Annotated in this window: 24 protein-coding genes and 1 tRNA gene; 16 read left to right on the top strand and 9 right to left on the bottom strand. The window is 67.0% G+C overall.

All coding sequences use genetic code 11. The annotated features are described in order from the left end of the window. Positions 1–8: 8 nt before the first annotated feature. Together AC1VXD_RS05900 and AC1VXD_RS05895 are read left to right on the top strand one after the other, a co-directional pair. On the top strand, positions 9–1466 hold the full coding sequence (locus AC1VXD_RS05900) for an undecaprenyl-phosphate glucose phosphotransferase (protein WP_482991275.1): 1458 nt from the start codon (positions 9–11) through the stop codon (positions 1464–1466). A gap of 115 nt (positions 1467–1581) precedes the next feature. Continuing rightward, positions 1582–2016, top strand: coding sequence for a low molecular weight protein-tyrosine-phosphatase (locus tag AC1VXD_RS05895; RefSeq protein WP_482991274.1), 435 nt, complete (start codon positions 1582–1584; stop codon positions 2014–2016). Positions 2017–2083: 67 nt separating this feature from the next. On the opposite strand, the gene AC1VXD_RS05890 is transcribed toward AC1VXD_RS05895, so the two are convergent. The 6 genes from AC1VXD_RS05890 to AC1VXD_RS05865 all read right to left on the bottom strand — a co-directional run bounded on the left by AC1VXD_RS05890 (position 2084) and on the right by AC1VXD_RS05865 (position 7988). Continuing rightward, positions 2084–4291 (bottom strand): YjbH domain-containing protein, encoded by a 2208-nt coding sequence (locus AC1VXD_RS05890; protein WP_482991273.1) that lies wholly within the window; start codon positions 4289–4291, stop codon positions 2084–2086. Further along, a complete protein-coding gene (locus AC1VXD_RS05885) occupies positions 4291–5043 on the bottom strand; it encodes a capsule biosynthesis GfcC family protein (RefSeq protein ID WP_482991272.1) in 753 nt (250 codons plus the stop codon). Before AC1VXD_RS05885 ends, AC1VXD_RS05890 begins: the two co-directional genes overlap by 1 nt. 3 nt (positions 5044–5046) lie before the next feature. Beyond that, entirely contained in the window at positions 5047–5718 is a 672-nt protein-coding gene (locus AC1VXD_RS05880; RefSeq protein WP_482991271.1) for a YjbF family lipoprotein, read from the bottom strand. 10 nt (positions 5719–5728) lie between these two features. Beyond that, positions 5729–6838 carry a polysaccharide biosynthesis/export family protein gene (locus AC1VXD_RS05875; protein WP_482991270.1) on the bottom strand — a complete coding sequence of 370 codons (1110 nt, stop codon included), beginning with the start codon at positions 6836–6838 and terminating at the stop codon, positions 5729–5731. 80 nt (positions 6839–6918) lie between these two features. Next, positions 6919–7266: a hypothetical protein gene (locus AC1VXD_RS05870; protein WP_482991269.1), complete on the bottom strand. Its 348-nt coding sequence runs from the start codon at positions 7264–7266 to the stop codon at positions 6919–6921. A gap of 83 nt (positions 7267–7349) precedes the next feature. Beyond that, positions 7350–7988 carry a phosphatase PAP2 family protein gene (locus AC1VXD_RS05865; protein WP_482991268.1) on the bottom strand — a complete coding sequence of 213 codons (639 nt, stop codon included), beginning with the start codon at positions 7986–7988 and terminating at the stop codon, positions 7350–7352. Between the two features lie 119 nt (positions 7989–8107). Here AC1VXD_RS05865 and AC1VXD_RS05860 point away from each other — a divergent pair. From AC1VXD_RS05860 to AC1VXD_RS05850, 3 genes are all read left to right on the top strand, one after another. Continuing rightward, positions 8108–8184: transfer RNA gene (locus AC1VXD_RS05860), tRNA-Arg, on the top strand. 322 nt (positions 8185–8506) lie between these two features. Beyond that, the gene (locus AC1VXD_RS05855) at positions 8507–8737 is read left to right on the top strand and encodes a hypothetical protein (protein WP_482991267.1); all 231 of its coding nucleotides are present in this window, start codon (positions 8507–8509) and stop codon (positions 8735–8737) included. A 92-nt stretch (positions 8738–8829) separates the two neighbouring features. Further along, positions 8830–8940 (top strand): DUF3827 domain-containing protein, encoded by a 111-nt coding sequence (locus tag AC1VXD_RS05850; protein WP_234455939.1) that lies wholly within the window; start codon positions 8830–8832, stop codon positions 8938–8940. Between the two features lie 136 nt (positions 8941–9076). Here AC1VXD_RS05850 and AC1VXD_RS05845 read toward each other — a convergent pair whose 3' ends face one another. Continuing rightward, complete coding sequence (locus AC1VXD_RS05845) at positions 9077–9436, bottom strand: response regulator (protein ID WP_482991266.1); 360 nt, start codon at positions 9434–9436, stop codon at positions 9077–9079. After that, complete coding sequence (locus AC1VXD_RS05840; protein WP_482991265.1) at positions 9429–10586, bottom strand: two-component system sensor histidine kinase NtrB; 1158 nt, start codon at positions 10584–10586, stop codon at positions 9429–9431. Before AC1VXD_RS05840 ends, AC1VXD_RS05845 begins: the two co-directional genes overlap by 8 nt. Before the next feature lie 150 nt (positions 10587–10736). Between AC1VXD_RS05840 and AC1VXD_RS05835 the strand changes: the two genes are divergently transcribed. The 6 genes from AC1VXD_RS05835 (at position 10737) to AC1VXD_RS05810 (ending at position 18001) form a co-directional block, all read left to right on the top strand. After that, entirely contained in the window at positions 10737–13841 is a 3105-nt protein-coding gene (locus AC1VXD_RS05835; protein WP_482991264.1) for a response regulator, read from the top strand. After that, on the top strand, positions 13838–14662 hold the full coding sequence (locus tag AC1VXD_RS05830; RefSeq protein WP_482991263.1) for a CheR family methyltransferase: 825 nt from the start codon (positions 13838–13840) through the stop codon (positions 14660–14662). Before AC1VXD_RS05835 ends, AC1VXD_RS05830 begins: the two co-directional genes overlap by 4 nt. After that, on the top strand, positions 14662–15234 hold the full coding sequence (locus tag AC1VXD_RS05825) for a chemotaxis protein CheB (RefSeq protein ID WP_482991262.1): 573 nt from the start codon (positions 14662–14664) through the stop codon (positions 15232–15234). The genes AC1VXD_RS05830 and AC1VXD_RS05825 overlap by 1 nt, the downstream gene beginning before the upstream one ends. Next, positions 15231–16364, top strand: coding sequence for a hybrid sensor histidine kinase/response regulator (locus AC1VXD_RS05820; RefSeq protein WP_482991261.1), 1134 nt, complete (start codon positions 15231–15233; stop codon positions 16362–16364). The genes AC1VXD_RS05825 and AC1VXD_RS05820 overlap by 4 nt, the downstream gene beginning before the upstream one ends. A gap of 87 nt (positions 16365–16451) precedes the next feature. Further along, positions 16452–16880, top strand: a complete 429-nt coding sequence (locus AC1VXD_RS05815; RefSeq protein WP_482991260.1) for a BLUF domain-containing protein — start codon at positions 16452–16454, stop codon at positions 16878–16880. A gap of 68 nt (positions 16881–16948) precedes the next feature. Further along, positions 16949–18001, top strand: a complete 1053-nt coding sequence (locus tag AC1VXD_RS05810; protein ID WP_482991259.1) for a linear amide C-N hydrolase — start codon at positions 16949–16951, stop codon at positions 17999–18001. On the opposite strand, the gene AC1VXD_RS05805 is transcribed toward AC1VXD_RS05810, so the two are convergent. Beyond that, positions 17998–18783 carry a DUF6491 family protein gene (locus tag AC1VXD_RS05805; RefSeq protein ID WP_482991258.1) on the bottom strand — a complete coding sequence of 262 codons (786 nt, stop codon included), beginning with the start codon at positions 18781–18783 and terminating at the stop codon, positions 17998–18000. The genes AC1VXD_RS05810 and AC1VXD_RS05805 overlap by 4 nt on opposite strands. Positions 18784–18886: 103 nt before the next feature. Here AC1VXD_RS05805 and AC1VXD_RS05800 point away from each other — a divergent pair, with 103 nt between their 5' ends. The 5 genes from AC1VXD_RS05800 to AC1VXD_RS05780 all read left to right on the top strand — a co-directional run bounded on the left by AC1VXD_RS05800 (position 18887) and on the right by AC1VXD_RS05780 (position 24482). Then, positions 18887–19588 carry a helix-turn-helix domain-containing protein gene (locus tag AC1VXD_RS05800; RefSeq protein WP_482991319.1) on the top strand — a complete coding sequence of 234 codons (702 nt, stop codon included), beginning with the start codon at positions 18887–18889 and terminating at the stop codon, positions 19586–19588. Positions 19589–19758: 170 nt separating this feature from the next. Then, positions 19759–20709: a DMT family transporter gene (locus AC1VXD_RS05795; RefSeq protein WP_482991257.1), complete on the top strand. Its 951-nt coding sequence runs from the start codon at positions 19759–19761 to the stop codon at positions 20707–20709. 138 nt (positions 20710–20847) lie between these two features. Beyond that, positions 20848–20982: a hypothetical protein gene (locus AC1VXD_RS05790; RefSeq protein ID WP_256643655.1), complete on the top strand. Its 135-nt coding sequence runs from the start codon at positions 20848–20850 to the stop codon at positions 20980–20982. Positions 20983–21066: 84 nt separating this feature from the next. Beyond that, a complete protein-coding gene (thrA, locus tag AC1VXD_RS05785; RefSeq protein WP_482991256.1) occupies positions 21067–23571 on the top strand; it encodes a bifunctional aspartate kinase/homoserine dehydrogenase I in 2505 nt (834 codons plus the stop codon). After that, positions 23568–24482 (top strand): homoserine kinase, encoded by a 915-nt coding sequence (locus AC1VXD_RS05780; protein WP_482991255.1) that lies wholly within the window; start codon positions 23568–23570, stop codon positions 24480–24482. Before thrA ends, AC1VXD_RS05780 begins: the two co-directional genes overlap by 4 nt. Positions 24483–24488 lie beyond the last annotated feature (6 nt).

Here is a 24488-nt window from a genome sequence, read left to right as displayed (position 1 = left end):
GAAATTTTGTGCTACATGGATCCGTAGAAGATCTTTCCAGCCACCCCGCCCGCGCCCGCCGCCGGGTCGAAGCCCGCGCCGCACTTGAACTGGCGCTGCGACTGGGTGATGCGGCGGTCGTCCCGCTCACCGCGGTTCTGTCCCACCTCGTTTTCTATGGTTCGGGCGTGCCGGATAAGTCGCAGCGGGTAGTGTTCGGCGCTGTCCTGCTCAGTGCGATGGTCTGCTTCATGATCGGGCCGGTGTACCGGGCCTGGCGTGGCCGCGGCCTCGTGGTGGATCTGTGGGTGCTGCTGCTGGCATGGTCCTGCAGTTTCGGGTTGTTCTCCTTCTATGCGGTCCTGGTCGACATGGCCGGGGCCGTTCCCACGCGCTGGCTGCTGACTTGGTATGTGTCTGGTCTGATCGGCATGGTCGGCGTGCGCGTTCTGCTGCGGGTGCAGCTGCACCGCCTGCGTTCGCGCGGCCTGGATCGCGAGCGCGTGCTGCTGGTCGGCCTGCGTTCGTCGGGGCTGAAGCTGCACCGCCTGCTGCGCGGCAAGCCTGAGCTGGGCAAGGAAGTGGTCGGCTACTTCTCCGCCAAGGGCGATCTTGCGATGCGCCGCGGCGGCGATGCACCCCGTTGCCTGGGGGCGCTGGCTGACCTGCCGCGCTACATGGACAAGCATCGTGGCGAATTCGATCAGCTGTGGGTGTCGATGACCCCGGGCGACGCCGGTGACATGAAGGCGATGCTGAAGCAGATCGAGCGCTTCCCGGTACCGGTGCGGCTGATTCCGGATACCACGGGCTGGGGCACCCTGAATCCGGGTGTGCACCAGGTTGGCAACGTGCCGATGATTGGTGTGCGGCAGGGTGTGGCGGATCACAACTTCCGGCTCGTCAAGCGCATTGAGGACATACTGGTGGCGGGCCTGGCGGTGATCGTGCTGGCGCCCGTGTTTGCGGTGCTCGCCGTTGGCGTGAAGCTCAGTTCGCCTGGCCCGGTGCTGTTCCGCCAGCGCCGCCACGGTCTGGGGGGCAAGGAGTTCTCGATGCTGAAGTTCCGCTCGATGCGGGTTCATGCGGAGGGTTCTTCGGACAAGATCACGCAGGCCACCCGCAACGATCCGCGCGTCACCCGTTTTGGCGCCTTCCTGCGCCGCAGCAGCCTGGACGAGCTGCCGCAGTTCTTCAACGTGCTGGGCGGCAGCATGTCGGTGGTTGGGCCGCGGCCGCATGCCGTGCAGCACAACAACCACTATGAGCGCCTGATCGACCGCTACATGCACCGCCATTACGTGAAGCCGGGCATCACCGGTTGGGCACAGGTGCATGGACTGCGGGGCGAGACTCCCGAACTGCGTTCGATGAAGAAACGCGTGCAGTACGACATCGATTACATCCGCCGCTGGAGCCCGACGCTGGATGTGCGCATCATCGTGATGACGGCATTCAAGGTGCTGGGCCAGAAATCGGCATACTAGGCACCGAGGCTGTTGCCGGCGTTGCGTCGGCCCCGCCCGCGTGGAAGCGCCCGGTCTGCAGCAGCGGCCGGGCGCTGCGTTTCATGTACCGAAAAACTGATGGAAGCCGTAGTCCGTGTTCAAGAATATTCTGGTTGTGTGTGTCGGCAACATCTGCCGTAGTCCGTCGGCTGAAGTGATGCTGCGTGAAGCAGTGCAGGGCAAGGGCATCACGGTGTCCTCGGCCGGTCTGGGGGCCCTGGTCAACCATGGTGTCGACGCCACCGCACAGGCGCTGTTGGTCGAGCATGGCCTTGATGGCAGCGGCCATCGTGCGCGGCAGATCGACCGCAGCATCCTGGGTGCTTCGGATCTGGTGCTGGTGATGGAGCGCAAGCACGTCCATCGCATCATCGAGATTGCGCCGGAGGCATCGGGCAAGACCTTCCTGCTGGGGAAATGGCAGTCCGATCGCGAGATTCCTGATCCCTATCGCCAGCAGCGTGCTGCGTTCGAGCACGTCTACACGCTGATGGATGAGGGCGTTAAGAGCTGGGTGCGTTACCTCTAAGCGCCCGCGACCTGCCAGGGACAAGACAGATGAAAGGCCGGGGGCGGTAAGCTCCCGGCCTTTTTTATCAATCGCCGACGGTACGCAGGTTGTCGTAGAAGAAGCGCTCGTCGCGGTCGCCGGTCATGCCGTACAGGCCGTACTTGCGCCCGAGCATCGCGCCGCCGTCGCGGATCAGCGGATTCCAGTTGAACGCGGCACGACCGCGGGTAGAGCGCGGCAGGAAGCCATCGAGCGGAATGCTGAAGTAGATGCCCTTGTCGAAGCTGCCTTCGCCGAAGTCGCGCGCCGAGACATTGGTCTTGGTCGCATAGGCACCCATGGTCACGCCGTTGTCGAACACGCGGGCCAGGTCCAGCGTCGCGCCCTTGTCGCCTGCGAGGTACTGGCCGACCGAAAGCGAGCCGATGATGCGCTCACGGGCATCGAATGCGTAGTAGAACGTGGCATGGCCGGTCGTGATGCGGTAATCGCGCAGGCCGAAGTGCTGGTCGTAGTCGCGCTGCTGCACCCGGTTGAGGTTCGCGCCCACCGCCCAGCGCTCGCCGCTGGGACGGTACAGCAGCTCGCCGCCGACGCCGGCATACATCCACTCGAGGTAGCCCGCATAGGCAATGCCATACAGGTCCGGCGCCAGTCGCCCCGCGATGTTGGCCTGCAGGTTGGGCAGCATGACGTCGGAAGTGGTCAGGTACTGGCGGATGTCCGTACGCACGCGCGGCAGGCGGCTCGGGGCGTTGTACTTGAACTTGTGGTAGTTGTTGGTGACGTCGGCACTGACGGTGCCGGTCAGCCAGATGTTGTCGCGCACGAAGACACTGCCCGTGTAATTGGCGGCCACCTGGTAGAGGATGAATCCGTCGGGACCGCCGAGGTTCTGCCGGTAGCCGATGTTGAAACCCCCGCCGAACGGGCTGCGCTTGGGAGTGTAAAGCGTCTCCCGTGCACGCGAGTCAGGCGCCTGCAATTCCGTGCTCCGGCGCAGGACGTCTTCGCTGACGGTGCCGTCCAGGTAGCCCGCGAACGCTTCCCGGTTGATCGACAGGTCGGCGATCGGCATGCCTACGCGGGTGGTGCGCAGGGTGAACCAGTCGTAGTCGTCGCCGGTTGCATTGGCAAGAATGCGCGTGGCACGCCCCAGGCCCTTGGCGGCGTGCAGATAGCGGGTCTGGTAGCCATCGATGTACAGCTCGTCGCCGCGGCGGGAGATGCGCTCGACACGGAAGCCGGCATTGCGCTGCAGTTCGGCGCTGACCGTTGCCCAGTCGGTGCTGGTGGCAGTTGCGGCACCGGCACCGGCACCGGCACCGGAGGCGTCGCTGCTGGCGACGGCTGCGCGCTGGTCGGCGACGACGGCCGCGGGCAGCATTCGCTGCGGCGGCGGGTCGAACGGCTTCGGCGCCGCAGGTGTATTGCCCGGGTTGCCGCGCAGGGTCAGCGAGAACATCGCTGCGTCACCGCGCTCCCAGGCGGCGGTCAGCTCGACATTACGGCTCGGGACATAGACCAGGCCCACGTTGATGGGCGTGCGCTGGCGCAGGTTGTTGTTGCGGGGCTCGCGACGGTAGTCGTTGCCGTCGTACTCGACCTTGAGCAGCAGCTCGTCCATCGGCGTCTGGTAGGTGATGCCACCGAAGATGCCGACCGGGCCCTTGAACATGTTGCTGAGGCCGAACTTGCCGGCCTGAGAGATGATGCTGGTGCCGATTGGACGCCGATCCTTGAATCGATCATCGATCAGGCCGAGCGGATTGGAGAAGTCGCCACGGTTGCCGATGTAGCCTGTGGCCAGGCCGATCGACGCATCGATGGGACCGAAATTCTTGTTGGCTACCAGGTACTCACTAGAGAAGAAGCCGGTGCCGCCGAGGTCTCGCACGCCGAAGGCCACTTCCGGCAGCATGCGGGACTCTTCCCACAGCCGCAGCTTGAAGTCGATCGACTTGTCCTTGTAGTGCTGATTGCCGGCGTAGCTGCGCCCGTAATACAGGTTGTTGACGTTGATATAGCGGAACGAGGCCTCCAACCATGGGAACGGCTGCATCGTCAGGTTGTAGCGCGCGTACGGCGAGTTGTAGGACGCTGTGAAGCTCAGGTCGCCATCGTCCGCCATTCGCGCGGTCGGTGTCTGCAGCAGGCCGATACCGCCCCACTCGTTGGCGGTGGGCGGCGGCGCTTCCTGGGCATGCAGTGCGCAGGACAGCGACAGGGCGAGCGCGCTCAGCGCGAAACGGGCGGGGCGCGCCAGACGCGCGCGCGTGCAGGGCTGGGTCATCACGGGCTGACAGGCTGGGTGGCGATGAACGCGGCGAAGTCGCTGTTGAACAGCGGATCGAGGCGCTTGAGGAGCGGGGCGCGCAGCGGGACGAACAGCGTGCCGCCGGCGGCAATGGCCTGGGGATCGGCGCGGTTCCACAGAGCGATGCCCAGCCGCTGGACCCGGCCGTCGGGCTGGACCACGAAGATGTCGTTGCGGTCGGCGAGGGCGCTGGGCCGGCAGTCACGCAGGTAGTCGCGTGCATCTCGCTGCGGGACGTGGGGCAGGACGCAGGCTTGCCCGACCGCGCCCATCACGGTGATCGTGCGCGGCTGCTGCGGGAAGCGCAGCGTATCGCCGTTGGCGAGCACCGGATTGTTTGCGGGCTGGACCTGGATCAGGCGCGCGGAACTGGCGATGGGCATGCGCCCGGTGGCCGGATGTGCGTCGAGCCACGCCTGCAGCGTCCGCGCCAAGGCCGAGAGCTGTGTGTCGCTGGCCTCTGCCAGCTGCCCGGCACCGTACTGCAGGCCGGCGCGAAGACGCACCTGGTCTTCCATGGCCTGCGGGCGCTCGAAGCTGGTGCCCAGCAGGTACGCGTCAGCGCGTGGACGGGCCAGCAGCAGGGCATCGGCGAGGCGCGCGTTGACCGGCAGCTCACGCATGCCAGCCGACTCGGCCGCGCCTTCGATGCGCACCTCGGTCGCCTGGACGGCGCTGGCTGCAAACAACGCGGCGATGATCACCGGGCCGGAAAGTCGAAACGTCATGGCTCAGTCCTTGGCCGGGCGATAGGGTTTGAGCTGGGTCAGCTCCGCGACACGGCCGGGCGCCAGATGCTGGCGGCTCTTCCAGATGAAGCCGGTGGCCGGATCGGCCCAATAGACGTTGCGGCCGTGCATGCCGCCCTGCAGTTGTTCGTCGTAACGCTGCAGGGTGCGGCGCGTGCCGAGGATGTTCACCTCCTCCAGTGCGCCACGGCTCAGCGTGCCGGTCACAGCCACGTCGACCTGGTACGCAGGGATCCAGTCATAGCGGCGCTGTACCTTCACCGGCGTGGTCACGCTGCGCAGGTCGTCGAACGGCGACGGGCCGTTGATGCGCGCGCGCCACTGCTGCCCCAGCCCGCTGCCTCCCAGCAGCAGGCCGTGGCGGTCCAGCTCGAACACAGCGTGTGAGCCAGCAAGCCATTGCTGGCGGCCGCCATCGATGTAGCCCAGCACGGCTACGGCGACGATATCGGGCGTATCCACCTGCATCTGTGGGAAACGGTTGCTGGCCACGCCCTCGGCGGTGGCCTGCGCCGGGCGATGGGTGATCAGCCGGAAGGTTTCTGCCGTGGACCGGCTGCCAGTGGTGCAGCCGGTGAACAGCAGGGCGGCGACGACGGCGGGAAGCAACGCGGCAAGCGCGCAGTGTGCCGGCCGCTGGCTGGCCGCGTCCATGCGCGCCATATCAGTTGTCCCTGACTTCGGTTCCGGTACGCGCTGCGTTGTACAGGATGCTGGTAAACGGCAGCAGCTGGTTCACGAAGCGGTTCCAGCGGCTGACGCCGGCGGCACCGACGAACACCACGTCGCCCGGCTGCAGGAGGAACTGGCTGCCGGCGGCGAATGCGGTGGGCGAGCGCGCCTCCAGCTGGTAGACCATGGACGGCTCCTGCAGCAGGTCGGTGCTGCCGCGGATGACGTACACGGCGTTGCCGTTGGCGGTCTGCTGCAGGAGGCCGCGTGCACGGCCCAGTGCCTGGTTCAGCGAGACATCGCCGGTGCGGAAGCTGTAGGCGCCCGGCAGGTTCACCTCGCCCACCACGAAGATCTCCTTGCGATCCAGGTAGGGCACGAAGATGGAGTCTCCATCCTTGAGGAACAGCTGGCGGCCGCCGAACTGGCGGGCCAGGGATTCCAGGTTGATGGTGTAGGTGGTGCCATCACGGCTGAGCTGGATGCCCGACAGGTCGGCCTGGGCACTGTTCAGTCCCGCCTGGCTGATGGCGTCGGCCAGGGTCAGTGGCGAGGTGCCCAGTGCGATGGGCGAGGACCGCTCGGCGGCGCCGGTCACCCAGACGCGCTGGCTGCCGTAGGTCAGCACGGACACGTCCACCTGCGGCGATTCCACGTACTGGGCCAGGCGGCGGCTGATCTCCTCGCGGATTTCCACCGGCGACTTGCCCGAGGCCTTGACCTTGCCGATATAGGGGTAGAACAACGTGCCATCGCTCTGCACCAGGCGGCCTGCGAGGGCGCCTGCCTGCTGTGAGCCTGCCGGCACGGTCAGCTCCGGGTGATCCCAGACGGTGACATAGAGAATGTCGCCGATGCCGACCTTGTAGGGTTCCGGCTGGTAGTCGAACAGTGCGTTCGGCAGCGATTTCTGCCCCCGCGCTGCATTCTCCTGGGCGATCAGCTTCGGAGTGATGGTGACGATTTCCAGCTGGCCATCGCCGCTATGGCGGTCAATGGCAACGTCGCCGCGGCGCAGGTGCTGGCCCGGTGCGAGCGCGCAGCTGGATAGAGCCAGCGCAGTGAGTGCGGCGGCAAGAAGGCGAGGGGTGGTGTTGGTCATGAGGGTGAAATTCTGGCAGGCATAAAAAACCCCCGCCGGGTCGCGCCCGGCGAGGGCCTGTGTGGTACGCAGAGCGCCGATCAGCCGCCGGTGCCGCCCGTACCGCCGGTGCCGCCCGTGCCGCCCGTGCCACCGGTTCCGCCGGTGCCAGGGCCGCCCGGACCCGGGCCGCCGGGATCGGTGCCGCCGCCGCCATCGTTGCTGCCACTGGTGCTGTCACCGCCGACGCTGTACGCAACAGCAGCCGCAGCCACGGTGAGCACGGTCGCACCTACCACGGTAGCGGTCGACACGCCTGCAGCTTCTGCGCCAGCGACTTCCGAGGAGGACTCCGCGCCGGCAACAGCCTGCGCTTCCTGCGCGAAACTCATCATCGGGGAGGCGGAAAAGGCCGCCAGGGCCACAACTGCGATCGTCTTCTTGAACATGGGGAGGCCTGCTCCGTCAGGGAAAATTCCACCTGTATGTTCGGTGTATGAACCTTGACTGTCAAGGTTTGTGGGGCAGCCCATCAATGCTGGTCGCCGACTGTCGAGGTGGAACTGCGGAGGTCGTCACGTTCGAGCGCCCGTTCGCGGCCAGATAGCGCTTTGGCGGTGGCCTTGACGACGTCATGGGTGTGGAGGTCTGCCAGCAGTGCCGGGGCGGCAACAGCTGCCGCGATGGCCAGCAGTACGGCATGGGCGCGCACGGCCGGGTTCTTTCCAGGCAGGTGCAAGCCGCGTAACACCCACAGCGATGCGGCAAAGCCGATCCCGAGCCCGATGATGATCTCGGAAAGGGAATGTGCCCGCAGCGGTACCCTCGACCAGGCGATCGCCATCGCGAGCACGGCGCCGGCCATCGCCCAGGCCCCAGGGTGCCGATTGCGGCCGCTGGCGAGCAGCCAGAAGACCACCGGATAAAGCGTGCTGGACATCGCGGCATGACCGGAAATGCCGGTGAAATCCAGCAACTTCACGCCCAGGCCCCAACCCATGAAGGCGATCTTGCTGGCCAGTGTGACGCTGGCGACAACGGCGATGGCCGCTGCCCATCGCCACAGCAGTGGGCGGAATGTGGCGGGCAGGAACAATGCCAGAATCAAGGCGAGCGGGAGCAGGGCGCGGCTGTCGCCGAGGGCCGACAGGCTCTCCCAGAGAGTCATCATGTGGCGAAGGTCGGATGATGGTGGGGTGGGGGCGGACAGGATAGCGACGTTGGCACCCGTGTCGTCGGTATGTGGCTTGGTCCATTCAGCCAGACGCGGTATCCTTCCCAGCTGCCAATGGCCCCGTAGCTCAGCTGGATAGAGCGTCCCCCTCCTAAGGGGAAGGTCGCCCGTTCGAATCGGGCCGGGGTCACCACGCGCTTGGCGCACTCCTCCGCAGTGCCGCGCTCATTCCCCCGCATTCATCCGCATCGCATTGCCAGAAATGCGTATCACCCTGCAGAACGGCAAGCCCGTTTGCCCTTACGGTGATCCTGCAGCACAGGTTGACCGTCATTTCCACGGCATCAGCCTGGCCGCAACCCTGCCGGCCGGAGTATCCCGTGGACCTGTTGCTCGCCGTTGGTGAGGTAGCTCTGGTGGCCGCCTGCCTGCTGGGGCTGGTCCATGTCGCAGACCGGGCCTGGCGCCGTCGTAAGCGATGATGTGGGTGGGTTGAGCGGCGTCTTCCAGCCGGAATGAATTCGCGCTATCGTCCGCAAATCGTGATGACCATCACACTTGGGGCGCCCATGCAAGCTCGTCGTTTTCGATATGCGTACAGGAAAGTGCGGGAATGGCATGTGGGCTCGGTCCGCGCCGGTTGGTTGGCGCTGCGCTACGGCCTGACCGGTGACACCGGGCGATTCAATTCGCACGGGGGCTGGCGGGTCAGTCGTCTGCGGGTGGACCGCGACGCGGATTCCTGAATGCATCGAGTCGCATGTGGCGGCCATGCACGCGCACTCCACATGCAGAACGCGAAGCTCGTTCCATCCCTGTTATCACGATGGAGCAAGCGATGAACAACCCCGGCACCCGTAAGCCCTCCTGGCGCCAGAGCAAAGGGCTTTGGATTGTCATCGGCGTGGCCTTGGCCATCTTCGTGGTGACGCTGTTCATGCGCTGGTAAAGGCGTCGAGCCGCCGGGCATGGCCCGGCGCTACCAAATGAGGGTGGTTCCGCCAAAAGTAGATCCACGCCATGCGTGGATGAGGGTTTCCACAGTGCGGACCAACGGTCCGCACCTACCAAACGGCGGTGATGACTCAGTCCTGCTTCAACAGCTCCACCAGCTGGCGCAGCCGATAAGGCTTGGGCAGGAACTCAACCTGGTCGGGCAGCGGCGGCAGCTGCGAGCGCGCATACCCTGAAGACAGGATCATCCGAGCATGCGGCTGGTCGCGGGCCACGTGCTCGCTCAGCTCGATGCCGGACATGCCGTTGGGCATGCTGACGTCGCTGAACACCACGTCGAACTGCTGGCCGCCCTGCATCAGGGCGACGGCTTCGTGGCCGTCCGACGTGGTTGCCACATCGATGCCGAAATCGCGCAGCGCCAGGCCGATCATCTCGCGGAGATCGGACTGGTCCTCCACCATCAATACGCGGAGCGGGTCATCAGTCATGGGCAAGGTCCTCCATTGCGGGTAGCAGCAGGCTGACCGTGGTGCCGACACCGGGCGTGGTGGACACATCAACGAACCCGCCGCTCTGGGTAGTGAAACCGAACACCTGGCTGAGGCCCAGGCCGCTGCCTTTGCCGATGTCCTTGGTCGTAAAGAAGGGCTCGGTGGCCCGTTCAGCGATGTCCGGGGCCATGCCGTGGCCCTCGTCGCAGACGCTTAGTGTCACATATCGACGCTGCAGCGCGGTGTCCGCGTCTGGATCCAGCCGATGCTCAAGCGCGGTGGCCACCAGCACGCGACCACCGTCCAGCGTGGCGTCGGCAGCATTGGCGACCAGGTTGGCAAGCGCAGTCTGCAGCTGCAGCGGGTCGGTGCTGAGCAGGGGCAGGCCCGGCGCCAGAGCTGCTTCCACAGTGACCCCGGGCGGGCAGGCGCTGCGCAGGCCGGGCAGCCACTCGCTGATCTGCTGGTTGATGTCCAGTGTCTCGCGGATCAGGGTCTGGCCGGTGCTGAAGGCCAGCAGCTGCCGGGTCAGCAGGGCGCCGCGGTCGGTGGCAGCTTGCGCGGTGGTCAGCAGTTCGGCAGCGCGGGCATCGCTGCCCAGGCGCATCGACAGCAGGTCCAGCGCGTTGCCGACCGTGGTCAGCAGATTGTTGAACTCGTGCGACAGGCCGCGGCTCAGTCGGCCCACGGTCTCGAACTGCTGGGTCTGGCGCAGGGCGCGCTGGGCATCGCGCAGCAGGCGCTGGGCCTGCCAGTGCTCGGTGATGTCGCGGGTGATCTTGACGAAGCCCAGCAGCTCGCCGTTCTCGCGTACCGCCTCGATGACGATGCTGGCCCTGAAGGACGAGCCATCGCGGCGCACCCGCCAGCCTTCACTGGCTACGTGCCCGTTCTGCGCGGCCAGGTGCAGCAGGCGCTGCGGCTCGCCGGCCTCGCGTTCATCGGCCAGGTAAAAGCGGCCGAAGTGGGTGCCGATGACTTCGTCGGCACAATAGCCCTTGATGCGTTCGGCGCCCGGGTTCCAGCTGCAGACGATGCCTTGGGGGTCGAGCAGGTACAGGGCATGGTCGCGAACGCTGTCGATCAGCAATCGCAATTGTCGGGACGTGTCCGTCAGCACGGAAGGCGTAGAGGCAAGAGCGTCCACCTGGAAATCAGTAATACCCCTGTAGGGGCTGAGACCGTAGGCAGGCCAGTGTGAAGAGTGTGTGCACACATCGCGTGTGCCAATGGTCGTATGCGGCTGAATGCGACACGGGGTAGCATAACCGCCTCTTTCTGCCCGGGAACCTTCCTGATGCGTGCTGGTGCAACAACGCGCGACCGCTGGATCTGGACGACGGCAGCGCTGCTGCTGGCGGCGACCGTTGCCCTGGAACTTGTCGTGCCGCTGGGCTATGCGGTGTGGCTGACCTATTTCATGGCCGTTGGCGTCACCATTTTCCAGCGGAGCGCGCGGGTTCCTTTCGTCGTAGCGCTGGTGGCGTGCGTCCTGTTGGCGGTGGGCTACAACGTGGCGCCTGCCAGTTCCAACTCGTCCTTCTCCTTCATCAACCGCACCATCGGTGGCGTGGCCTTCCTGATGATTGCCGGCATCGTATCGCGCGCGGTACATGCCCGACGCGAGGCACTGCGTGCGCTGTGGCTGCAGGAAGCGGAGAACGCCGTGTCGGCATGCCTGCGTGGCGACCTGGGGCCAGAGCAGATTGCCGATGCGTCGATGGCGTGTCTGGCCACGCAGCTGCGCGCGGATGTGGGTGCCTTGTACCGCATCGAAGGCGGTCGTCTGCATCTGACGGGCGGCGTTGCCGTGCCCAGTGGTGTCCCCGCGTCGGTGACACTGCAGGAAGGCCTTCTGGGCCAGACGGCGCGTGACCAGCAGATCCGTCATCTGCCGGGTGACGATGAGCGGGCTCTGCAGTTGCAGTCCAGCTTCGGGCTGGTGCAGGTGCGTGAACGCATTCTTGCGCCCATCAGCAGCGATGGCACGGTGGTGGGCGTGGTTGAGCTGGGCCGCTCCCAGGCCGCTGGGCAGCAGGGGCTGGATGCCGAGTTGCTGCAGCGCTGCGGCGACACGCTGGGCATGGCGTTGCGCGCTTCGATGCTGCGCGCGCAGCTGGTCGTGCTGCTGGAGGAATCGCAGCGGCAGGGCGAAGAGTTGCAGGCCCAGCAGGAAGAACTGCGCGTAGCCAACGAAGAGCTCGAGGAGCAGAGCCGCAGCCTGATGCAGTCGCAGGCCAACCTGGAGCAGCAGCAGGTCGAGCTGGAACAGAGCAACGTGCAGCTGGAAGAGCGCACTCACGAGCTGGAAGCGCAGAAGCAGGCGCTGCTGGTGGCGCAGGGGCAGCTGGTGCGCAACAGCAACGAGCTGGCGGCAACCTCGCGGTACAAGTCCGAGTTCCTGGCCAACATGTCGCACGAGCTGCGCACGCCGCTGAACAGCTCGCTGATCCTTGCCAAGCTGCTGGCCGACAACAAGGACGGCACGCTGACCGAGGAACAGGTCAAGTACGCCCGCGCGATCCTGTCGTCCAACAACGACCTGCTGGCGCTGATCAACGACATCCTCGATCTGTCGCGCATCGAAGCCGGGCATGTGGAGCTGGCCGACGAAGTGGTGGTGGTCGACAGCGTGCTGAAGCGCCTTCGTGAGACGTTCGAGCCGATGGCCCGGCAGAAGGGCCTTGCCCTGCAGATCGAGGCCGATGCGCTTGCGCCGACCCAGCTGGTGGCTGATAACCAGCGCATGCAGCAGATCCTGAAGAACCTGCTGGCCAATGCCGTGAAGTTCACCGAGCACGGCAAGGTCAGCCTGCACGTGCGTGCGGGTGGCAATGGTCGCATCCGCTTCGAAGTCTGCGATTCGGGCATCGGCATCGCCCGTGACCAGCTGCAGGTGATCTTCGAGGCGTTCCGCCAGGCCGATGGCAGCACCCGCCGCCGCTACGGTGGCACCGGCCTGGGCCTGTCGATCTCGCGCGACCTGGCCGTGCGCATGGGCGGCGATATCCAGGTGGACAGCGAGCCGGGTCGCGGCAGCTGCTTCATCCTGGAACTGCCGCTGCAGGGCGCACCGGCCAGCGACGTGCCGGCCGAGCCGGCCGCGATGGCGCCGGCGCCGATGGCGTCAGTGCAGAATGTGGCCGCTGCCGCACCATTGGCGATGGCTGCCGCACCCCCCGTGGTCGGCACCGCCGTTGCCGATGATCGCAGCCGCCGCCAGCGTGCCGGGCGCCTCATCCTCGCAGTGGAAGACGATGCCAGCTTCGCTGAGGCACTGGTGTCGCTGGCCCATGAACTTGATTTCGACTGCGTGGTAGCGACGACCGCCGAAGAGGCGCTGACCCTGGCCAGCGAGCTGCGGCCGAACGGCATCCTGCTCGATATCGGCCTGCCGGACGTGTCGGGCCTGAGCGTGCTCGAACGCCTCAAGCGCAACCCGGAAACCCGCCATATCCCCGTGCACGTGGTCTCGGGCATGGACCGCAGCCAGGTGGCACGCGAGCTGGGCGCGATCGGCTATGCGGTGAAGCCGGCGACCCGTGAACGTCTGGTCGCAGCCATCGAGCAGCTGGAGCAGACCAGCCAGCGTGATGTGCGCCGCCTGCTGATCGTCGAGGACGACAGCGACCTGCGCCGCAACCTGGAGCTGCTGCTGGGCCGCGACCAGCTGCAGATCGTGGCGGTGGGTACCCTGGCCGCTGCTGTGGAGCAGCTGAGCACGGTGACCTTCGACTGCATGGTGATGGACCTGTCGCTGCCCGACGGCAGTGGCTACGATCTGCTGGAACACATGGCCGGCAACGATGAGGTCGGCTTCCCGCCGGTGATCGTCTACACCGGCCGCGCGCTCAGCCGCGAGGAAGAGCAGCGCCTGCGCCGTTATTCCAAGAGCATCATCATCAAGGGCGCCCGCTCGCCCGAGCGCCTGCTCGATGAGGTTACCCTGTTCCTGCACAGTGTCGAGGCCAGCCTGCCCAGCGACCAGCAGCGCCTGCTGCGCGAGGCCCGCCGCCGCGACACCGTACTCGATGGCCGCACCGTGCTGCTGGCCGAGGACGATGTGCGCAACATCTTCGCCCTGTCCAGCGTGCTCGAGCCGCTGGGCGTCACGCTGGAGATCGCACGCAATGGCCAGGAAGCAGTGGATCGCCTGGCCCAGCGCGAGGTCGACCTGGTGCTGATGGACATCATGATGCCGGAGAAGGATGGCCTGACCGCGATGCGTGAGATCCGTGCGCAGCGTCACCTGCAGGACCTGCCGATCATCGCGCTGACCGCCAAGGCCATGCCCGATGACCGCGAACGCTGCCTGCAGGCCGGTGCCAACGACTACATCGCCAAGCCCATCGATGTCGACAAGCTGGTCTCGCTGTGCCGGGTCTGGTGCTCGCGCCAATGAACGAACAGGCGTTGTTCGACCTGGAGTTGAAGGTGCTGCTGGAAGCGCTGTACCAGCGCTACCATTACGACTTCCGCAGCTACGCGGTGTCCTCGCTGCGGCGGCGCATCCGCCAGGCCATGCAGCGCTATGACTGCGAGCGCCTGGTCGACCTGCAGCACCGGTTGCTGCACGAGCCGGATCTGTTCGCCCAGGCGATGCAGTTCTTCACCGTGCAGGTCTCGGAAATGTTCCGTGACCCGGCCTATTTCAAGCAGCTGCGCGAGCAGGTGGTGCCGGTGCTGCGCACCTATCCGTCGGTGAAGCTGTGGGTGGCTGGCTGCAGTACCGGTGAAGAGGTGTGGTCGCTGGCCATCCTGCTGCACGAGGAAGGGCTGCTGGAGCGCAGCATTGTCTACGCGACCGATATCAACCCGGCCGCGCTGGCCACCGCAGAAGCGGGTGCCTACAGCATCGACCGCCTGGCCCAGTTCAGCCGCAATTACCTGGCTGCCGGCGGTACCGGTTCGCTGTCCGATTACTACGCCACCGCCTACGACGGTGCGGTGTTTGATCGCCAGCTGCGCCGCAACGTAGTGTTTGCCGACCACAGTCTGGCCACCGACACGGTGTTCTCTGAAGTGCATCTGGTCTCGTGCCGCAACGTGCTGATCTATTTCAACCGCGACCTGCAGGACCGTGCCGTGGGCCTGTTCCGTGAGGCGCTGGTGCACCGCGGCTTCCTGGGTCTGGGCAGCAAGGAATCACTGCAGTTCGGCCAGCACCACGACGCGTTCGAAACCTGTTCGCGCGAACATCGGCTGTACCGGAAGGTCGTCTGATGGGAGCTGCGCGCCCGCATCTGCTGGTCATCGGCGCTTCGGCCGGTGGCGTGGCCGCGCTGCAGGTGCTGCTCGGCGCGCTGCCGGCGGGCCTGCCGGTGCCGGTGCTGGTGGTGCTGCATCTGCCGCGCGACCGCAGCAGCCGTATCGCCGAAGTGCTCTCGCCGTACTGCGCGCTGCAGCTGCGCGAGGCCGAGGACAAGCAGCCGCTGCAGGCGGGGACGGTGACTTTCGCGGCACCCGATTACCACCTGCTGGTGGAAGATGCGAAGACCATCGCGCTGTCGATGGACGAGCCGGTGCTGTTCTCGCGCCCGGCCATTGACCCGTTGTTTGAATCTGCCGCGGCCATATTCGGTCCGCAGCTGCTGGCGGTGCTGCTGACCGGCGCCAGCAGTGACGGCAGCGAAGGTGTGGCCGCAGTGCGTGCCGCCGGTGGCCGCGCCTGGTTGCAATGCCCCGAGGAGGCCGAGGCATCGATGATGCCAGCTTCCGCCCTGCAGCACGCCGGCGCTGATGCCGTGCTGCCTCTTGAACTGATGTGCCGCCGCTTGAAGGAGTTGTTCGCATGAACCTGCTGCCACCGGACCCTGCGCAGTCGCAGACCCCGGTCAACCTGCTGATCGTCGATGACGTGCCGCAGAACCTGGTGGCCATGCAGGCGCTGCTGCGCCGCGAGGGCGTCAATCTGCTGTTGGCCGACTCGGGCGCGCAGGCGCTGGAGCTGCTGCTTGAGCATGAAGTGGCGCTGGCTCTGCTGGACGTGCACATGCCGGAGATCGATGGCTTCACCCTGGCCGAGCTGATGCGCGGTTCGCAGCGCAGCCGGGATGTGCCGATCATCTTCCTGACCGCCTCGCCGGATGACCCGGTGCGCGCGTTCAAGGGCTACGAAAGCGGCGCGGTCGATTTCCTGCACAAGCCGGTGGCGCCGCAGGTGATCCTGAGCAAGGTCAATGTGTTCATCGAGCTGTACCAGCAGCGCCAGCTGCTGAAGGCGCGCAACGAGGCGCTGGAGCGCGCGTTGAAGTTGAACGAGACCATGGCGGCCGTGCTCACCCATGATCTGCGCACGCCGCTGTCGGCCATCCTGCTGTGCGCCGACAAGCTGTCTCTGGAACTGCCGCCGGGCAATACCAGTGCGCAGCAGACCCTGCAGCACCTGGAAGCGAGCACCGTGCGTATGGCGCGCATGGTCGAGCAGCTGCTGGATTTCTCGCGCATCCGCAGCGGCGGACTGCGCCTGGAGGCCAATGCCTGCGACATGGAAGAACTGGCGCGTGCGGTGATCGCCGAAGCCGCCAGCGCGCACGGCAGCGATCGCATCGCCTTGGAAGCCAGTGGTGATGCCACGCTGCACGGCGACATGGATCGCCTGGGGCAGGTGGTGGCCAACCTGGTGGGCAACGCGATCACCCATGGGGGCAAGGACGTGGTGCGGGTTGCCGTTGATGGCAGCGATTCGCGCGTGGTGACCCTGCGCGTGCGCAATGTCGGGCACATCGAGGAGGCACTGCTGCCGCGCCTGTTCGAGCCGTTCAAGGCCAGCTTCCACCAGAGCAAGGGTCTGGGCCTTGGCCTGTACATCGTCGATCAGTTCGTGGCCGCCCACGGGGGACGGCTGAGTGCGCGCAACGAGCAGGGGCAGGTGGTGTTCGAGGCGGTGCTGCCACGCCGCGGCGACGCGCGCATCGGCCGTTAACTGAATTCTTCAGGAAGCGCGCGGGTGAACTGAGACGGGCTCGTCCGTAGCTGCTACCGTGGCCGCTCACGTTGCCAAGGAAGATTCATGCCACTACGCGCCATTGCCTACGTCAGCCAGGCCCGGCCGGACCTTTCCGCCGAACGCCTGCAGACGTTGGTGGACGATGCCATCCGGTTCAACCGGATGGCTGGGGTGACGGGCGTGTTGTTGCACGATGAGCAGCGTTTCCTGCAGTACATCGAAGGGCCGCCCGATGGCATCGGTTCGGTGTACGAGCGCATTCTGCAGGCCGGCAGCCATGTGGACATCGTCGAACTGGCGCGCGGGCGGTTGGGCCAGCGCCAGTTTCCGTACTGGTCGATGCGCGCGTTGCCGGTCGATGCGCTGAAGCTGCGCCAGCTCACCAGCAGTGACTGGTCCGGTTTCTCGCGCACGGTGGAGGGCGATGATGCCGAACCCACCGCAGTGGATCTTCTGAGCGCCCTCGTGCGCCCGATGCTCAGCGCCGGGTAAAGTCGAGCTTCACCCCGCTGTCACCGTTGCCGGGTTCCCATCGGGCTTCCTGGGGAAGGGAGCACGGCATGAATCGGATGAAGTGGCAGGGCAGGGCGGCGCTGGCGCTGGCGCTGGCAGCGGCGGTCGCGCCGGCATGGGCCTGCACGCGCGCGGTCTACCTGGGTGACAACGGAGATGTGATCACCGCCCGGTCGATGGACTGGAAGGTCGACGTTGCCACCAACCTGTATGTCCTGCCGCGCGGCATCGAACGTACCGGCCAGGCCGGACCGAAGTCGGCGAAGTGGACCGCGCGCTACGGCAGCGTGGTGGCCACCGGCTACGACGTGTCCACCACCGACGGCATGAACGAGAAGGGCCTGGTGGCCAACCTGCTGTGGCTGGTCGAATCGGAGTATCCGCAGCAGCGTGGTACCAAGCCGGGGCTGGCCATCTCGCTGTGGGCGCAGTACGTGCTGGACAATTTCGGCAGCGTGGCCGAGGCCGTGGCTGCACTGGAGCGCGAGCCGTTCGCCATCGTCACCGACAAGGTGCCCGGTGAGGACCGCCAGGCGACCCTGCATCTTTCGCTGTCCGACGCCACCGGCGACAGCGCCATCATCGAGTACATCGGCGGCCGCCAGGTCATCCATCACGACCGCCGCTACCAGGTGATGACCAATTCGCCGATCTTCGATCAGCAGCTGGCGCTCAATGCGTACTGGAAGAGCATCGGGGGCACGGTGATGCTGCCGGGCACCAACCGCTCGGCCGATCGCTTCGCGCGCGCCTCGTTCTACATCAATGCCATTCCCAAGGCCGAAGACCCGGTGGAGGCGCTGGCCAGTGTGTTCAGCGTCATCCGCAACGTGTCGGTGCCGTTTGGCATCACTACGCCGGGCGAGCCGAACATCTCGTCCACGCGCTGGCGCACGGTGGCCGATCACAAGCGTCGGCTGTACTTCTTCGAATCGGCACTGACGCCCAATACGTTCTGGGTCGATCTGAACAAGGTCGATTTCGGCGGGCAGGTGCTCAAGCTCGACCTGGGCCGGGACCAGCGCAACACCTTCTCCGGTGATGCGCTGTCCCAGTTCGTGCCGAGCAAGCCGTTCGCGTTTCTCGGTACCGACGGCTAGGGCGCGCGATTGTCGTCCTTCGGATAGACCGCGAGGATGTCGCAGCCTGGGCGGGCGAAGCTGGGGGTGTAGGTGCGGCCGTCCCCCTCGATGCCGGAGGGCATCAGCACGATGCGGTCGCGGGCGTTGCCGCAGATCAGGCCGTTCTGCAGGCCAGACTGGAAATCCACGTCGGTGGCGCCGGCCAGGATCGAACAGCTGCTGGCCAGTTCCACGTGGTAATAGCGATGGCCACCATTGCGGCGTGGGTTGGTTTCCACCACCACACCTTCCGGGCTTTCACTCCAGCCGCGTACGTTGCGGGTGGCGAAGCACACGGCGGACGAGGTCTGGAAGGTGTGCGGGGTGTCGCCGCTGCGGCCTCCCCGTTTCTTCGCGCTCACGGTCACGCCAGGCAGGGTGGCCGCGTACTGGCGGCTGCTTTCGCGGGCGATGGTGGCGAAACTGCGGCCGTCGATCGGCGTGACCGCGCTGACCGCGCAGCTTCGGCCGTCAACCACCACCCGTTCGCCTGGCTGACCACAGGCCCAGCCCTGCGGGGCCTCCAGCGTGAGGGTGTCGGCTTCGTTGACGCCTGGGCAGGCGGCGGCGAAATCAAGGCGGAACGCGCGGCCCTGGCCATCGGCGACGGCGATGGCGCCGGGCGTGTCCTGCTCCACCTGCTGCACATCGCGCGCGTCCAGGCAGTCCGGCGCCGGCGGCGTACGCGCTTCCTGCGCGTGAAGCGGGGTCACGACGGCGCTGGCGAGGGCCAGGGCGAGCAGCAGCGGTCGGATATTCATCGTGCAATCCTTGCGGGGTGAACATCGTCCGAACATAGCATGCGGTTTTGCCCGCCTTGATGACTGCATTGCAGGCCGGACTGTGCACGCGCACACTGCCGCGATGGGCGCCATCTTCCACCTGCGGCACTACGGCCAGTCAACGGGCCTGGACCGCCACGACTACGCACAGTGGGTGCTGCCGCTGCAGGGCGAGCTGCAGTTCGAGCTGGAAGGGCGCGGCGGCCGCCTGGATCTGTTGCAGGGGGCGTTCGTTGCCGCCGGCGAGGCGCATGACCAGGTGGCACATGGGCCGAACGGTTTCGTGATCGTCGATTGCGGCCCGGGCGTGCTCGATGACCTGACCCAGGAACACCTCAGTCGCCAGCGCTGGCTGCACCTGCCGCTGTCACTGCGCCAGCGCCTGGCTCAGGCGCGGGCAGGTGGCTGCATGCCGGAACTGCTGCCTGACCTGCTGCGGGCGTTTGCCCCTGCGGGCAGTGGCGCGCGGCTGCAGGCCCTGTGTGCGGCCGTGCAGGCCGAACCTGGACAGGCGTGGCCGGTGGCGCGCATGGCGGCCCATGTGGGCGTCAGCGAAAGCCGACTGCATGCCTTGTTCCAGGGCGAATTCGGGGTCAGTCCGCAGGCGTGGCTCAGCGCCGGCCGGCTGCGCTGGGCCAAGCATGCGCTGCTGACCACTGCAGTGCCGATCAGCGATATCGCGCTGGCGGCGGGGTACTCCGAGCAGAGCGCACTGACCCGTGCGCTGCGCCGCGAGACGGGCCTGACCCCGAGCGCCTGGCGGCGCGGTAAAGGGTCACTGTAGAGCCGAGCCCATGCTCGGCTGATTTTTGCCGTCGTGGTGACATGCAGCCGAGCATGGGCTCGGCTCTACACGTATGAAGTGCCGGGGGCAGGGCAGTAGCCTCGGTCAAGACGCCGCGCCCATCGCCGCCTACACTGCGCGGCCTGTTCTCTCCCCCCGAAGCACCTGATATGCGCAACAACCCGATGGCTCTGGGCATCGCCAATGGCGTTGCCGCTGGCGCGCTGTGGGGCGTGGTCTTTCTCGCGCCTGCCGTGCTGCATTCCTTCAACGCATTGCAGCTGTCCGCCGGCCGCTACCTGGTCTACGGCCTGACCGCGCTGATCCTGCTGCTGCCGCGCTGGAAGCGCCTGACGCCGCAGCTCGGGCGTGCGGAGTGGATGGGCCTGCTGTGGCTCAGCCTGGCCGGCAACCTGGTGTATTTCCTGCTGCTGGCGACGGCTGTGCAGTGGGCCGGTGGCGCGGCGGCCTCGCTCATCGTCGGCCTGATCCCGGTGGTGGTGACTCTGGTCGGCGTGCGCGAGAAGGGCGCGGTACCGTTGAAGCAACTGTTGCCCGCGCTGGGGCTGTGCGTGCTGGGCGTGGCCCTGGTTGGCTGGGAATCGCTGATGTCCGAGCACCTGGGCACGCCGTGGCGGCAGCGCCTGATCGGCCTGCTGTGTGCCTTTGGCGCGCTGTTCTCGTGGGCGCTGTACTCGGTGGGCAACAGCCGCTGGCTGGCCCGGCGTGCCGATCTGTCCAGCCATGACTGGTCGCTGCTGACCGGCGTGACCACCGGCGGCCTGTCGCTGCTGCTGGTGCCGATGGCCTTCATCGGCCAGACCGCCGGCCACACCCCCGCGCAGTGGAGCCTGTTCTGGGTGATCAGCGCCGGCGTCGCGGTCATCGCCTCGATCATCGGCAACGCGTTCTGGAATCGTGCCAGCCGCCTGCTGCCGTTGACCCTGACCGGGCAGATGATCGTGTTCGAAACGCTGTTCGCGCTGCTCTACGCCTTCACCTGGCAATGGCGTTGGCCGACCCTGCTGGAGGCGCTGGCGATCGTGTTCCTTGTGACAGGCGTGCTGCTGTGTGCCCACGCGCACCGCGCTCCGCGTGCAATCGCCGAACATGCCGGCTGATTGCTGGCCTCAAGCGCTCCGATGTCCGCTTTGTCTCAATTGCAACCAAATGGCTGCACGTTGGGCGATGATCGAAACAAACGATTTTTGCATCGCAGCACTTGACAGGCCCCCGGCGCACGGTGTTTTCTGTCCCCCATGGTCTTCGATGCCGCCCTCGCCAGCCTGATTGCTCCCGCTACCGCGGGCGGCTCGACTGCGCCTGTCGCCATCACCACCATTATTACCACCACCGCCACCACTGCCCTGGTGCGGCCCGTCGTCTTCGTGTAACTCCCGAAAACAACGGCCCCGCACCATCCAGGTGGCGGGGAAACCCACCACCTGCATGTGACGGGGCCTCCTACCGAGGTCTGCATGTCTTCCCACGCCCCCGCCCATCCCGCTGCACCGGCCGACCTGGCCGCACCGTCCACCGTCGTGCACAAGTTCGGCGGCACCTCGGTGGCCAACGCTGAAAGATACCGCCATGTGGCCGGCCTGCTGCGGGCCCGTCCCGAGCCGCTTCAGGTCACTGTCGTGTCGGCGATGAAGGGCGTGACAGATGCGCTGATCGAGCTGGCCCAGCTGGCGGCACGCGGCGATGCAGGCTGGCGCGAGGCCTGGCATGCCCTGCGTGCGCGCCATCGCGGCGCGGCCGTGGCCCTGCTCGGCGAGCAGGTGGGCGAGACCGTGGAATGGATCGACGTGCGCTTCGATCACCTGGCCGAAGTGCTCGGCGCGCTGGCGGTGATCGGTGAGCTGCCGCGCGAGGTGCTGGACCGCGTGCAGGGGCTGGGCGAAGTGTTTTCGGCGCAGCTGCTGGGCATGCACCTGCAGGCACTCGGCGAGGAGTGCGCGGTGCTGGATGCGCGTGATGTGCTGGTGGTCGGCCATGGCGAACTGGGCGTGGACGTGGACTGGGAGGCCAGCGCCGACCGCCTGGCGAAATGGCGCCTGCAGCACCCGCAGTCGCGCGTGGTCGCCACCGGTTTCGTCGCCCGCGATCGCGAGGACCGCATCACCACGCTGGGTCGCAACGGCAGCGACTACTCCGGGGCGATCTTCGCAGCGCTGTTCAACGCCGATGAACTGCATATCTGGACCGACGTCGATGGCGTGCTGTCGGCCGATCCGCGGCTGGTGCCGGAGGCCGTGCAGCTGGAGGCGCTCAGCTACGACGAAGCCTGTGAGCTGGCGTATTTCGGCGCCAAGGTCGTGCATCCGCAGACGATGTCGCCGGCCATCCGCCTGGGCCTGCCGATCTTCATCCGCAACACGTTCCATCCGGTGCACCCGGGCACGCGCATCAGTGCCGAACGCTCGCCGCGCGGGCCGGTGAAGGGCCTGACCCTGAGCCCCGACCTGGCCCTGCTGAATCTGGAAGGCACGGGCCTGATGGGTGTGCCGGGCACCGCCGAACGCGTGTTCTCGGCCCTGCGCCAGGCGCAGGTGTCGGTGGTGATGATCTCGCAGGGGTCTTCCGAACACTCGATCTGCTGCGTGGTGAAGGCCGGCGAGGCTGCGCGTGGTCGCGAGGCCCTGCTGCATGCCTTCGCCCACGAACTGGCGGTGGGCCAGGTGCAGCGCGTGCAGGTCGGCGAGGGCGTCAGCGTGCTGGCCGCGGTGGGTGACGGCATGGCCGGCCAGCCGGGCGTGGCCGCACGCCTGTTCGAGGCGCTGGGCCGTGCCCAGGTGAACATCCTGGCGATCGCGCAGGGCTCGTCCGAGCGCAACATCTCGGTGGCTGTGGCCAGCGCCGACGCAACGCGCGCCCTGCGTGCCGCACATGCCGGCTTCTGGCTCTCGCCGCAGACTTTCGCGGTGGGCGTGATCGGGCCGGGCAATGTCGGCGCGGCGTTGCTGGACCAGCTGCTGGCCGCGCGCCCGCAGCTGCTGGCCAAGGCCAACGTCGACCTGCGCCTGCGTGCGCTGGCCTCGCGCTCGCGCATGCGCCTGGAAGCCGATGTCCTGCACGCCGACTGGCGGCAGGCGCTGCACGACGATGGCCAGGCCAGCAACCTGGACGCCTTCACCGAACATCTGCTGGCCGCACACCTGCCGCATGCGGTGGTGATCGACTGCAGTGGCAGCGCCGAAGTGGCTGAGCGCTACGAGGGCTGGCTGGCCGCCGGCATCCATGTGGTCACCCCGAACAAACAGGCGGGTTCGGGGCCGCTGTCGCGCTATCAGCGCATCCATGCCGCTGCCGCCGCCAGTGGCGCGCGGTTCCGTTACGAGGCCACGGTGGGCGCCGGTCTGCCGGTGATCACCACGCTGCGCGACCTGGTCGATACCGGCGATGAAGTGCTGGCGGTGGAGGGCATCTTCTCCGGCACGCTGGCCTGGCTGTTCAACCGTTTCGATGGCAGCCAGCCGTTCTCCGAGCTGGTGGCGCAGGCGCGTTCGATGGGCTACACCGAGCCGGACCCGCGCGATGATCTGTCCGGCGTGGACGTGGCGCGCAAGCTGGTGATCCTCGCCCGTGAGGCCGGTCACGCGCTCAGCCTGGAACAGGTGCATGTGGAAAGCCTGGTGCCGGCGCTGCTGCGCGATGGCAGCGTGGACGGCTTCATGGCCCGCCTGGGCGAATCCGATGCCAGCCTGCTGCAGCGCCTGGAAGAGGCCCGGGCGCGCGGCGCGGTGCTGCGCTATGTCGCCCGGTTGGATGCCGATGGTGCATCGGTGGGCCTGCAGGAACTGCCGGGCGACCACGCCTTCGCCAACCTGCGCTTGACCGACAACGTGGTGCAGTTCCGCACGCGCCGCTACTGCGACAACCCGCTGGTGGTGCAGGGCCCGGGTGCCGGGCCGGAAGTCACCGCTGCCGGCGTGTTCGCCGACCTGCTGCGCGTGGCCGCCGGCGAAGGAGCGCGGCTGTGATTGCACGCGCATTCGCGCCCGCGTCCGTGGCCAACGTGGCCGTGGGCTTCGACATTCTTGGCCATGCCATTGCCGGCATCGGCGATACCGTGACCGTGCGACGCGTCGACGAGCCGACCGTGCGCATCGACGCCATCCGCGGCAGCGCCGTCGAGCTGCCACTGGATGCGCCGGGCAACACGGCCGGGGCAGCGCTGATCTCGCTGCGCGAGGGCCTGGGCCTTCCGTATGGCTTCGCCGTCGAGATCGACAAGGGCATTCCGTTCGGTTCGGGCATGGGCGGTTCGGCCGCCTCGTGCGTGGCCGCGCTGGTGGCCGCCAATGCGCTGCTCGATGCACCGCTGCCGCGCGAAGCGTTGTATCCGCACGCGCTGGATGGTGAGGCAGTGGCCAGTGGCGGGCGCCACGGCGACAATGTTGGGCCGCTGCTGTTGGGTGGACTGGCGCTGTGCACGGCTGATCGCCTGCTGCCGATCCCGGTGCCGGCCAGCTGGCACAGCCTGCTGGTGCATCCGCACGCGGTGCTGGAGACCCGGCGCGCGCGTGCGGCACTGCAGGGCAGCTATGCGCTGGGCGAATTCGTCGCGCAGAGCGCCAACCTTGCCCTGGTGCTCAGCGGCTGCCATCGCAGTGATGCGGCCCTGGTACGTGCCGGCCTGCGCGACGTGCTGGTGGAGCCGCGCCGCGCCGCGCTGATCGCCGGCTTTGACGCTGCACGCGATGCCGCGCTGGCAGCCAACGCGATGGGTGCGGGCATTTCCGGTGCCGGCCCGAGTGTGTTTGCCTGGTTTGAAGATGCAGACCAGGCCCATGCCGCTGCGGCGCCCGTGCGCGCGGCGTTTGCCGCCGCGGGTTTCGACAGCGAAGCCTGGGTCTCGCCGCTGGACGCTGCTGGAGCGCGACTGTGCTGAATCCTT

Source organism: Stenotrophomonas sp. STEN054 (assembly GCF_056854535.1).
This window is presented reverse-complemented; position numbering and strand designations above follow the sequence as displayed.